10 protein-coding genes are annotated in these 11,366 nt (G+C 75.8%); 1 reads left to right on the plus strand and 9 read right to left on the minus strand.

Features of this window, described 5'->3' with window-relative positions:
- Positions 1–10: 10 nt before the first annotated feature.
- The 9 genes from GSF02_RS06350 to dacB form a co-directional block, all read right to left on the minus strand.
- A complete protein-coding gene (locus tag GSF02_RS06350) occupies positions 11–499 on the minus strand; it encodes a DUF3180 domain-containing protein (RefSeq protein ID WP_159793884.1) in 489 nt (162 codons plus the stop codon).
- A complete protein-coding gene (gene folK / locus GSF02_RS06355; protein ID WP_159793886.1) occupies positions 499–2,304 on the minus strand; it encodes a 2-amino-4-hydroxy-6-hydroxymethyldihydropteridine diphosphokinase in 1,806 nt (601 codons plus the stop codon). The genes GSF02_RS06350 and folK overlap by 1 nt, the downstream gene beginning before the upstream one ends.
- Positions 2,301–3,200 carry a dihydropteroate synthase gene (folP, locus tag GSF02_RS06360; RefSeq protein WP_159793945.1) on the minus strand — a complete coding sequence of 300 codons (900 nt, stop codon included), beginning with the start codon at positions 3,198–3,200 and terminating at the stop codon, positions 2,301–2,303. Before folP ends, folK begins: the two co-directional genes overlap by 4 nt.
- Before the next feature lie 82 nt (positions 3,201–3,282).
- Positions 3,283–3,882 carry a GTP cyclohydrolase I FolE gene (gene folE / locus GSF02_RS06365; RefSeq protein WP_159793947.1) on the minus strand — a complete coding sequence of 200 codons (600 nt, stop codon included), beginning with the start codon at positions 3,880–3,882 and terminating at the stop codon, positions 3,283–3,285.
- 74 nt (positions 3,883–3,956) lie between these two features.
- On the minus strand, positions 3,957–5,981 hold the full coding sequence (gene ftsH / locus GSF02_RS06370) for an ATP-dependent zinc metalloprotease FtsH (RefSeq protein WP_159793888.1): 2,025 nt from the start codon (positions 5,979–5,981) through the stop codon (positions 3,957–3,959).
- Positions 5,982–6,109: 128 nt separating this feature from the next.
- Entirely contained in the window at positions 6,110–6,661 is a 552-nt protein-coding gene (hpt, locus tag GSF02_RS06375; RefSeq protein WP_159793890.1) for a hypoxanthine phosphoribosyltransferase, read from the minus strand.
- 4 nt (positions 6,662–6,665) lie between these two features.
- A complete protein-coding gene (gene tilS, locus GSF02_RS06380; RefSeq protein WP_159793892.1) occupies positions 6,666–8,003 on the minus strand; it encodes a tRNA lysidine(34) synthetase TilS in 1,338 nt (445 codons plus the stop codon).
- Between the two features lie 5 nt (positions 8,004–8,008).
- The gene (locus GSF02_RS06385; protein WP_159793894.1) at positions 8,009–9,148 is read right to left on the minus strand and encodes a zinc-dependent metalloprotease; all 1,140 of its coding nucleotides are present in this window, start codon (positions 9,146–9,148) and stop codon (positions 8,009–8,011) included.
- 45 nt (positions 9,149–9,193) lie between these two features.
- The gene (dacB, locus tag GSF02_RS06390; RefSeq protein WP_159793896.1) at positions 9,194–10,597 is read right to left on the minus strand and encodes a D-alanyl-D-alanine carboxypeptidase/D-alanyl-D-alanine endopeptidase; all 1,404 of its coding nucleotides are present in this window, start codon (positions 10,595–10,597) and stop codon (positions 9,194–9,196) included.
- 142 nt (positions 10,598–10,739) lie between these two features.
- Between dacB and GSF02_RS06395 the strand changes: the two genes are divergently transcribed.
- Complete coding sequence (locus GSF02_RS06395) at positions 10,740–11,237, plus strand: inorganic diphosphatase (RefSeq protein ID WP_159793897.1); 498 nt, start codon at positions 10,740–10,742, stop codon at positions 11,235–11,237.
- Positions 11,238–11,366 lie beyond the last annotated feature (129 nt).

Here is an 11,366-nt window from a genome sequence, read left to right on the forward strand (position 1 = left end):
CCGGGGCGTCTCAGTAGCTCATCGGCGCGGCGCCGTCCTCGCCCTGCTCGGCGTCCTCGTCGTCGGGCGGCGGCAGCTCGCAGAACTTCTCGACGACGAGCCCGACCGCCGACAGCACCACCGCGCACAGCGCCGCGACCGCGGCCGCGAGCACGCGGCCGCGCTGGGAGGCGATGTCGAGGTCGCCGAGCAGCCCCAGCACCGTGGCCAGGTACCGGCCGGCGAGGATCGCGCCGGTGAGGGCGCCGGCCTTGGCCAGCACGAACGTCCGGGCCGCACGGATCGGGTCGAGGTCGGGCCGGTCGCCCCGCTGGTAGGCGCGCACCGCCCAGCCCATCCAGAAGATCACCACGGCGAGCGCGAGGATCGCCACGTCCTCCACCCAGGCGACCGCGGGCAGGTGCACGCCCTGGGCGGCGAGCGCACGGCCCACCACCGCGCCCACGACGGCGATGCCGAGGACGACGGCGGCCAGGGTGCGGATCGACGTCCGGCGCATCAGCGGGCGACGTCCGGGTCGTTCGGTGTGCCGGTCCCGGCGGCCGGGAGGTCGGGTCGGTCAGCCCGGGGGGCGTGCTCGCCGCCCTCCTGCTCGGCCCCGAGGCCCTCCTCCGGCGCGTCCTCGTCGAGGCCGTGCGCCGGCTGGTCGGCGGCGGTCAGCACCGCCGTCCCGTCGCGCGGCGCCTCGTCGGGCGCGTGCACGGGCGCCCAGAGGGGCCGCTCGGTCGGCGCGGGCGCGGGCTCCTCGGGCAGCTCCCACGGGGCGGGAGACGCAGCCGGGGCCTCGACGACCGGCTCGACGACCGGCTCGACGTGCTCGTCGTCGCGGCCCACCGGCTCGACGAACGGCCGCGGCGCGACGATCCCCGACTCCTCCTCCACGAGCGGGCCGGCCGTCGTCGGCTGCACGCCGGTCGACGCCTCGGACGGCACGCCGGCGTCGAGCGGCTGCTCCGGTCGCGCGGTCTCGTCGGGATCCGCGGCGCCGTCACCGGCCGCCTCGAGCGCGTCCGGCTGCGGCGCCTGCGCCACCGAGGCCTCGTCGGACGGGGCGCCGACCGGCTGCTCGCCGAACGAGTCGCCCGTCGCCTCGAACGGGGCGTCGACCTGCTCCTCTCCGAACGGGGCGTCGAACGGCTCCTCGGCGACCGGCGCGGCGGGCAGCATGCCGCTGCGGGTGCTCGGCTCGGTGAGCCAGTCGAGCGCCATCCACCGGATGCCGGCGCGGTCCGGCGCCGTCTCCGCGAGGCGGGCCACGGGGCCGCCGCCGAGGCCGGGCAGGACGGCGTCGGGCTGGACCTCGGTCCACGGCACCAGGACGAACGCGCGCTCGTGCGCCCGCGGGTGCGGCACCTCGAGCTCGTCGTCCGCGGCCACGAGCGCGCCGTAGGCGACGACGTCGACGTCGAGCGTGCGCGGGCCCCAGCGCTCCTCGCGCACGCGGCCGTGAGCGTTCTCGACGGCCTGGCAGGCGCGCAGCAGCCCACGGGGCGAGAGCGTGGTGCGCGCCAGCACGACGGCGTTGAGGTAGTCCGGCTGCTCCGGGCCGCCGACGGCCGCGGTGCGGGCGAGCGGGGAGACGTCCGCGACCTCGAGCCCGGGCTGACGGTCGAGGTCCACGACGGCCTCGCGCAGCGTCGTCTGGGGGTCGTCGAGGTTGGCGCCGATCGCGAGCACCACGTCGACCGGCTCGGCCGGCTCGGCGTCCAGCCGCTCGGCGGCGGGCGACACGGCGGGCGACACGGCGGGCGACACGGCGGGCGACACGTCGACGGCCGGCGCCGCCGCCTCGAGCGGCTGGGCGGCCGGCTCGAAGGACGGCTCGGGCAGCGCCCCGGCGAAGGGCTCGGCGAGCGGCTCGGCGAGCGGCTCGACCGGGAACGCCGCGACCACAGGGGTGCGCACGCGGTCGCGGCGGATCGCCACGTCGACGTCCTCGAACGGCACGGCGATCGGCGCCTGCGGCTTGTGCACCCGCACGTCGACCGCGACGACCGCCGGACGCGCCAGCACGGCGGCCGCGATGCGCTCGGCGACGGTCTCCACGAGGTCGGCCGGGGACCCGGCGAGGACGGCGTGCACGTCCTCGGCGACGTCGGCGTAGCTCACGGTGGCACCGAGGTCGTCGCCGGCCGCGGCGGGCCGGGTGTCCAGGTGCAGCACGACGTCCGCGCGGAACTCCTGGCCCGCCTCGCGCTCGTGGGCGAAGACGCCGTGGTGGCCGGTGGCGGTGACGCCCGTGAGGCGCACCTGGTCGAGCGGCAGGCCGTCCGGGCCGGCCACGGGGGTCGCGAAGATCGTCATGGGCGGGACGCCTCCCCAGGGGTCGGTCGCTTCGCAGCGTCGGTCGTGTCGTGGATCGTGTCGTCGGTCGTGCCGGTGGTGTCGTCGGTCGCAGTCTCCGCCCTCGCCGCGTCCCACGCGGCCGCGACGCGCACGGCGTCCACGCTGGGACGCGCGGCGTGCACGCGCACGCCCCACGCGCCGGCCGCGGCGGACAGCGCCGAGATCGCGGCGGTGGCGTGGTCGCGCTCCAGCGGCGCCGCGGGCGCGCCGTCGGCACCGGCCAGCAGCCGCCCGAGGAACCGCTTGCGGCTGGCTCCCACCAGCACGGGGCGCCCGAGCGCGTGCAGCGCGTCCAGGTGCGCCAGCAGCGGCCAGTTGAGGTCGCCGGACTTGGCGAAGCCGAGGCCCGGGTCGAGGACCACCTGCTCGCGACGCACGCCGTCGGACTCGAGCGCCGCGAGCCGGGCGGCGAGCTCGTCGCGCACGTCGGCCACGACGTCGTCGTACACCTCGCGCGAGTCCATGACGTCGGCGTGGCCGCGCCAGTGCATGCAGACGTACGCCGCGCCGGTCTCGGCGACGACGCTGCCCATCTGCGGGTCCGCGAGACCGCCGGAGACGTCGTTGACGATCCGGGCGCCGGCGGCGACGGCGCGCTCGGCGACGGCCGCCCGCGTCGTGTCGACCGACACGACGGCGCCGTGCGCGGCGAGCCGCTCGATCACCGGCAGGACGCGCGCCAGCTCCTCGTCCTGCGGCACGCGCGCGGCACCGGGCCGCGTGGACTCGCCGCCGACGTCGAGGATGTCCGCGCCCTCGGCCAGCAGGTCGAGCCCGTGCCGGACCCCGGCGTCGGGCTCGAACCACTGCCCGCCGTCGGAGAACGAGTCGGGCGTGATGTTCACGACGCCCATGACGAGGCAGCGGCCGACCCCGGACAGCTCCGGCAGGCCGGCGACGGCGGCGTCGCGCGCGGCGGCGGGCGGGGCCACGGGCCTACTTCCCGAGGAGGCTCATCGCCTCGGCACGGGTGGCGGGGTTGCGCAGCTGCCCGCGCACGGCCGAGGTGACGGTGCGGGAGCCGGGCTTGCGCACGCCGCGCATCGACATGCACAGGTGCTCGCACTCGACGACCACGAGCACGCCCCGCGGCTCGAGGATGCGCACCATGGCGTCGGCGATCTGCGTCGTCAGGCGCTCCTGCACCTGCGGGCGGCGGGCGTAGACCTCGACCAGGCGGGCGATCTTCGACAGCCCGGTGATCCTGCCGTCCTCGTTCGGGATGTACCCCACGTGCGCGACGCCGTGGAACGGCACCAGGTGGTGCTCGCAGGTCGAGTACAGCTCGATGTCCCGGACGATCACCATCTCCTCGTGCCCGATGTCGAACACGGTGGTCAGGACGTCCTCGGGCTCCTGGCGCAGGCCCGCGAAGATCTCCCGGTAGGCGCGCGCCACCCGCGCCGGGGTGTCGCGCAGGCCCTCGCGCTCGGGGTCCTCCCCGACCGCGAGCAGCAGCTCGCGCACGGCGGCCTCGGCCCGGGCTGCGTCGTACGGCGGGATCTCCGCCGCCGGGCGGACGTTCGCGGAGACCACCGGCGACAGCGGCTCCCTGTCGTGGTCGGTGGCCGCGTGGTCGGTGGCCGCGTGCTCGGTGGCCGCGTGGTCGGTCACTCCTGGACCTCGCCGATCCGCTGCGGCGGCAGCTCGTCGTTGGCGGCCGCGGCCTCGTCCTGGGGCACCACGTGACCGTTGCCGTTGCCGTTGACCTCGGCGGCGGTCATCACCGGTCCGCGGGTGTGCACGGTGCGCTGCTCGCTGGAGAGCCACACGTCGCGGGCCGGGCGCTTCTCGACGGGCGCGAACACCTCGGCCAGCTCGGCCTGGTTGAGCGTCTCCTTCTCCATCAGGCGCAGCACCAGGTCGTCGAGCACGTCGCGGTACTGGGTCAGCACCTCCCACGCCTCGTCGTGCGCCGCCTCCACCAGCTTGCGCACCTCGTGGTCGACGGTGCCAGCGACGGCCTCGGAGTAGTCGCGCTGGTGGCCGTAGTCGCGGCCCAGGAACGGCTCGCCGCTGCCCGTGCCGAGCTTGATCGCGCCGACCTTCTCGCTCATGCCGTACTCGGTGACCATCTTGCGGGCGATGGAGGTCGCCTTCTCGATGTCGTTGCTGGCACCCGTGGTGGGGTCGTGGAACACGATCTCCTCGGCCACGCGCCCGCCCATCGCGTAGGCGAGCTGGTCGAGCAGCTCGTTGCGGGTGGTCGAGTACTTGTCCTCGGTGGGCATGACCATCGTGTAGCCCAGCGCCCGCCCGCGCGGCAGGATCGTCACCTTCGTGACCGGGTCGGTGTAGCGCATCGCCGCCGCCACCAGGGCGTGGCCGCCCTCGTGGTAGGCGGTGATCTTCTGCTCCTTGACGTTCATCACGCGGGTGCGCTTCTGCGGCCCGGCGACGACGCGGTCGATCGCCTCGTCCAGGGCGCGGTCGTCGATGAGCTGAGCGCCGCTGCGCGCGGTGAGCAGCGCGGCCTCGTTGAGCACGTTCGCCAGGTCCGCACCGGTGAACCCGGGCGTGCGGCGCGCGACGGCGGCCAGGTCGACCGTGGGCACCATCGGCTTGCCCTGGGCGTGCACCTTGAGGATCGACTCGCGGCCCTTGAGGTCGGGGGCCTCGACGGCCACCTGGCGGTCGAAGCGGCCGGGGCGCAGCAGGGCCGGATCGAGGATGTCGGGGCGGTTGGTCGCCGCGATGAGGATGACGTTCGTCTTGACGTCGAAGCCGTCCATCTCGACGAGCATCTGGTTCAGCGTCTGCTCGCGCTCGTCGTGCCCGCCGCCCATGCCGGCGCCGCGGTGACGGCCGACCGCGTCGATCTCGTCGACGAAGATGATGGCCGGCGCGTTCTGCTTGGCCTGGTCGAACAGGTCGCGCACGCGGGACGCGCCCACGCCGACGAACATCTCGACGAAGTCGGAGCCGGAGATCGAGTAGAACGGCACGCCGGCCTCGCCGGCGACGGCGCGCGCCAGCAGCGTCTTGCCGGTGCCGGGCGGGCCGTACAGCAGCACGCCCTTGGGGATCTTGGCGCCCACGGCCTGGAACTTCGCCGGCTCGGCGAGGAACTCCTTGATCTCGTAGAGCTCCTCGACCGCCTCGTCCACGCCCGCGACGTCGGCGAACGTCACCTGCGGCATGTCCTTGGAGATCAGCTTGGCGCGCGACTTGCCGAAGCCCATCACCCGGTTCCCGCCGCCCTGCATGCGGGACATGAGGAACCAGAAGACGAGGCCGATGATCAGGAACGGGATCAGCAGCGACATCAGCGAGCCCCAGAAGCTCGGCTGCGGCACCTCGGAGTCGAAGCCCTTCGGCGGGTCGGCGCGCGTGATGGCCTCGGCCACCACGTCGCCCTGGGGCTCCACGTAGTAGAACTCGACGTCGCGGCCGAAGTTCTGCTCGCTGTCACCGCTGCCGGTGACGAAGTCCTTGTTCAGCTGGAGCTCGACGCGCTGCTCGCCGTCGACGACGGTGGCGTGCTCGACCGTCCCGTCGCGCAGCAGCTCGAGCCCCTGGTACGTCTCGATCCGCGCCGTGCGGGGCGACATGAGCGCACCCCACGCGAGCGCGAGGATGAGCAGGCCCACCACGATCCAGACGATGGGGCCACTGAGGATCTTCTTGATGTTCATCGGCGACGGGGGCAGCTCCCCGCATCCCTTCGTTCGCGCAAAGACTGTGTCTCGAAACTACACGCTGTAACTGGACGAACGGTGAGTGTTCGCCCAGGGCGCGACCGCTGCCCCCTGCAGCGCCCGGATCAGCTGTAGACGTGCGGCGCGAGCGTCGCGACGAACGGCAGGTTGCGGTACTTCTCCGCGTAGTCCAGGCCGTAGCCGACCACGAACTCGTTGGGGATGTCGTAGCCGACGTAGCGGACGTCGACGTCGACCTTCGCGGCCTCGGGCTTGCGCAGCATCGCCGCGATCTCCACCGACGCCGGGCCGCGCGAGCGCAGGTTGGCCACCAGCCAGGACAGCGTCAGGCCGGAGTCGATGATGTCCTCGACGATCAGCACGTGGCGGCCGGTGAGGTCGGCGTCGAGGTCCTTGAGGATCCGCACCACGCCGGACGACTTGGTGCCCGAGCCGTAGCTCGACACGGCCATCCAGTCCATCTGCATCGGGTGGTGCAGGCGGCGGGCGAGGTCCGCCATCACCATGACGGCACCCTTGAGCACGCCGACGAGCAGCAGGTCCTTGCCCGCGTAGTCGGCGTCGATCTGGGCGGCCATCTCGTCGAGCTTGGTGCCGAGCTGCTCCTCGGTGAGCAGGATCTCGGCGATGTCGCCGGCGACGTCCGACTGGTCCACGGGTTCACTCCTCGGTGGTCGGGGCGGTGCTGGGCTGCGTGCTGGGGCGTGTGCTGGACAGGCTGCGGGGGTGCAGCCCGGCTGCGGCGCGGTGACCCGCGTCCCGGCTCTCGGCCTCGGGGCTCCGGGCGGGGCGCAGGAAAACTCTGCCACACGCCCGGCCCGCGGCCGCACCCGTGGGCAGGCCCGCCTCGCCCTGCCCGTGCCAGTCGACGACGAGCGCGTCGAGGGCGTCGACGTGGCGGGCGGTGAGGGCGCCGGTCGACCCGACGACGGCCGCAGCGGCGGCGCGCAGGGCCCGGCGGCGCAGGGCCGCGGGCGCGGCGGCGAGCACCCCGGCGTCGAGCACGAGCCCGCCCGGCCGGACGTCGCCCTCCCCCACCCCCTCCGGGTTGTCAGTACGAGCGCCGGCCATACCGTGCGCTCGTACTGACACGTCGGGCGCAGGGGCGCCGCCCAGCGAGCTGTCAGAACCACCGCCGGCCATACCGTGCGCTCGTTCTGACAGCTCGGGGGTGGTGGCCCGGGCCAGCAGGTCGGCGGCGAGGGCGTCGAGCGCGTCGGCGTCGTCGCGCAGCAGCGCGGCGGTGCGGGCCAGCGCCGGGGCGATCCCGGGCCCGAGCACCGCCTCGAGCACCGGCAGCGCCTCGTGCCGCACGCGCGAGCGCGCGGGCGCCGCGGCCGCGGCCCCGTCGGCGGCGGCCCCGGCCCCGTCGGCGGCGGCCCCGGCGGTCGCCGGCACGTTCGTCGGGTCGTGCCACGGCTCCAGGCCGAGCGCCGCGCACGCCGCCAGCGTCTGCGCGCGCCGGACGTCGAGCAGCGGTCGGCGGTAGACGCCCCGGCGGCGCGGCATGCCGGCCAGCGACCGTGCCCCGCTCCCCCGCGCCAGCCCGAGCAGCACGGACTCCGCCTGGTCGTCGAGGGTGTGGCCCAGGAGCACCGCCGCCGCCCCGCGCTCGGCCGCGACGGCGTCGAGCGCCGCGTACCGCGCCTCCCGCGCCCGCGCCTCCGGCCCGCCCGGGCCGCACGGCACCTCCACGCGCCGCACGACGACGGGATCCAGCCCGAGGGCGCGGCACTGCGCCGCGGCGCGCGCGGCGACGGCGTCGGACCCGGGCTGCAGCCCGTGGTCGACGACGACGGCGCCGGCCCGCACGCCGTGCGCGGGCGAGCGCACCGACCGCCCCGCCCGGGGCGCCTCGTGGGCGAGCGCTGCCGCGAGCGCCAGCGAGTCGGGCCCGCCCGAGCAGGCGACGAGCACGAGGTCCTCGGGCCCCAGGCCGGCGAGCTCGGCGCGGACGGCCGCGCGGACGGCGGCGAGCGCCCGGTCGACGCGCCCCACGGGGGTCAGCCGTGCACCCGGCGCACCCAGGCCGGGGCGTCGCCGATCTCGCGCGCCGACGGCAGGTTCTCAGGCGCGGCGAAGGCGGCGTTGAGGCCATCGCGGCCCACGATCCGCTCGGCGGCCCGGACGAAGCGCGCGCCGTCGCGGTACTGGGCGAGCTTGGCCTCCATGCCCAGCAGGCGGCGCAGGACGACGTCGAAGCCGGGCGAGCCCTCGCCGGCGCGGCGGCGGTCGAACCGGGCGCGGATGGTGCGCACCGTGCGCACGACGCGGGGTCCGACGGCGTCCATCATGACGTCGGCGTGCCCCTCCAGCAGGGCCATGACCGCCGTGATCTCGACGAGCTCGTCCTTCTGCGCGGGGGTCATGAGGTGGTCCAGCGGGGCGACGCCGTCGCCGCGCACCACGCCGGCGACGACGTCGTACGTGGCGCGCCCGGCCGCCGCGAGCTTGCGCCGCAGCGGGGACCGGGAGAACCCGATCGACGTGCGCGCCAGCTCCTCGAGCAGGGTGCCGACGCGGTCGCGCAGGTGGGCGGCGAGCCACGGCGCGGCCGCGAACTGCAGCGCGTGCGTCTGCTCGTGCAGGCACACCCACAGGCGGAAGTCCCCGGGGTGCACGTCCAGCGCCCGCTCCACCTGCAGCACGTTCGGCGCCACGAGCAGCAGGCGGCCCGGCCCGGCGGCGCCGGCGTCGGTCCCGAGCCCGGAGTAGGGGTCGAACTGGCCCAGCACGCGCGAGGACAGCATCGCGAGCAGCCCGCCGACCTCGGCGGCGCCGCCGAGCCGGGCGGCGTCGGACGTGGGCACGGACTCCTCGCCGAGCGTCGCCGCGACGGGCGCCGTCATGGCCTCCATGACCTGCGTGTTGGCGCGCGCCCAGCTGGCGCGGTCGACGACCGCCACGTCGCCGAGCAGCGGGGCGCCGTCGTCGGCACCGCCGACGACGTGACGCACGCCGCCGGCCGGCTCCAGGCGGGTGGTGCGCAGCACGTGCGGCACGGCCTGCGCGGCGGCGCGGCGCAGGCCCGCGACGAGCTCTTCGATCTGCTCGCGCGAGGCGCGCGGCCCGGGCGGGGCGACACGAGCGGCGATGCCGGCGGCAGCGGACCAGTCGACGACCGGCTCGGGCGTGGGGTTCACCCGTCCACCGTAGTCACGGGCCGCCGCGCACGACGAGCGTCGGGGTCACGCCTGCGCGAGCCGCCCCGCGAGGCCGTCGAAGATCTGGCGGGCCCCGTACGTGCCGCCGTCGGGGATCCGGTCGGCGAGGAAGGCGAACAGCAGCAGGCGGTCGTCGCTGGTGACGACGGTGCCGGCGAGCCCGACGGTGTTGGGCAGCGAGCCGGTCTTGGCGCGCACGAACCCGCGGCCGGGGTTGTCGCCGCCGTAGCGGCCCGAGAGCGTGCCGGACAGGCCCGCCACCGGCATGCCCACCGCGACGCCCCGCAGCTCGGGGTGGTCGGGGTCCACGGTCAGCCGCAGCAGCTCCACGAGCTGGCGCGCGGTCATCACCGAGCCGCGCCCGAGGCCGGAGCAGTCCACGAGCCGGGCGCCGTCGAGGTCCACCCCCAGGCCGGTGACCACGTCGGTCACCGCCTTCGTCGAGCCCTCGAGCGAGCCCGGCAGGCCGCGGTCGAGCGCGACGAGGCGCCCGAGCACCTCGGTGATGGTGTTGTCGGAGTGCTCGAGCGCGTACTCGACGACCTGGTCGAGCGGCGCCGACTCCACCTCGCCGAGCGTGCGCGCGCCCTGCGGCGCCGCGCCGCGCCGCACGTCGCCGGTCACCCGGACGCCGTGCTCGCCGAGCGCCCGGGCGAAGGCGGCCGCGGCGGCCATCGCGGGGTCCTTCTCGCGCGGGGCGTACTCCTCGTCCTCCAGCCGGGCGATGTCCACGGCCAGCGCGGCCACGGGCGCCACGTAGCCGTCGGTGACGTCCGACTGCGGGACGGTGGGCGCGATCGCCGCGCCGCTGAACAGGGCGTCGTCGAGGACGAGCCGCACCTCCGTGCGGCCCGAGAGCGTGACCTTCGCGGCCACCTGCGCGGCGAGGTCGTCCAGGCCCGCGCGGCCGTTGACGGCGTCGGGGTCGCCGGCGCCCGCCGCGAGCATCATGTCGCCGCCGCCCACGAGCACGATCGCGCCGTCGCCGCCGTCGACGACGGTGGTGGGCAGCGTGGCGTCCTTGCCCAGCGTGGTGATCGCGGCGACCGCGGTCACGAGCTTCTGCGTGGACGCCGGCACCAGCCCGGCGTCGGCGTTCGCGCCGCCCAGCGCGTCGCCGCTGAGCGCGTCGACGACGAGCAGGCCGGCCCGCTCGCCCAGCCTCTTGTCCCCTGCCACCTCGTCGACCAGCGCGCCGACGTCGTCGGTGGACGGCTCGGGCGCGTCGGTGGGCAGCGGGCCCAGCACCGCGGACGGCGAGGGGCCGGGCTGCGCGGCGGGGGCGGTGGGGAACGGCGCCGGCTGCGCCGGCGCGGGCGAGAGCGTGAGCGCGCCCGGCACGACGTCGTACGCGTCCGCGGCGAGGTACCCCCCGACGAGCACGACCACCGTCGTGACGGTGGCGCCGACCCGTGCCCGCCACCCCATGGTTCCTCCAGCCTGTCCGCCCGCCGACCGCGGGCTCCGGCCGCCCGCGCGCGTGACGTGGGCATCATGGCACGCCTTCCCGGCGGCCCGGGCACGCGCACGTGGCACACTTGTCCCCGCGTACCGATCGGCAGGAGGAAGTGTGGAGTTCGACGTCACGATCGAGATTCCGAAGGGCCAGCGCAACAAGTACGAGGTGGACCACGAGACCGGTCGCATCCGTCTTGACCGCATGCTCTTCACCTCGACGCGCTACCCGGACGACTACGGGTTCATCGAGGGCACGCTCGGCGAGGACGGCGACCCGCTGGACGCTCTCGTCCTGCTGGAGGAGCCGACCTTCCCGGGTTGCCTGATCCGGTGCCGGGCCCTGGGCATGTTCCGCATGCGCGACGAGGCCGGCGGCGACGACAAGGTGCTGTGCGTCCCCACGGGCGACCAGCGCGCGGCCTGGCGCCAGGACATCGACGACGTGTCGGACTTCCACCGCCTGGAGATCCAGCACTTCTTCGAGGTCTACAAGGACCTCGAGCCCGGCAAGTCCGTCGAGGGCGCCCACTGGGTGGGCCGCGCCGAGGCCGAGGCCGAGATCCAGCGCTCGTTCCAGCGCGCCAAGGACACCGGCTACAACACCCACTGACCTGCCCGCCGGCCCGGGTCCCAGGACCGGCCGGGCGCCAGGTCGGACGACGGCGGGGGCCCCCCCCCCCCCCCCGGGGGGGGGGGGGGGCCGGGGGTCGGGCGCGGGGCGCGGCGCCCCAGCCCCCCC

It is taken from the genome of Puerhibacterium puerhi (assembly GCF_009846865.1).
Taxonomy (GTDB): domain Bacteria; phylum Actinomycetota; class Actinomycetes; order Actinomycetales; family Cellulomonadaceae; genus Puerhibacterium; species Puerhibacterium puerhi.

Bases quoted from the DNA above. Each gene is read 5' to 3' on its own strand.
- GSF02_RS06350 (WP_159793884.1), bottom strand. From the start codon at position 499: ATGCGCCGGACGTCGATCCGCACCCTGGCCGCCGTCGTCCTCGGCATC.
- folK (WP_159793886.1), bottom strand. From the start codon at position 2,304: ATGACGATCTTCGCGACCCCCGTGGCCGGCCCGGACGGCCTGCCGCTC.
- ftsH (WP_159793888.1), bottom strand. From the start codon at position 5,981: ATGAACATCAAGAAGATCCTCAGTGGCCCCATCGTCTGGATCGTGGTG.
- dacB (WP_159793896.1), bottom strand. From the start codon at position 10,597: ATGGGGTGGCGGGCACGGGTCGGCGCCACCGTCACGACGGTGGTCGTG.
- folP (WP_159793945.1), bottom strand. From the start codon at position 3,200: ATGGGCGTCGTGAACATCACGCCCGACTCGTTCTCCGACGGCGGGCAG.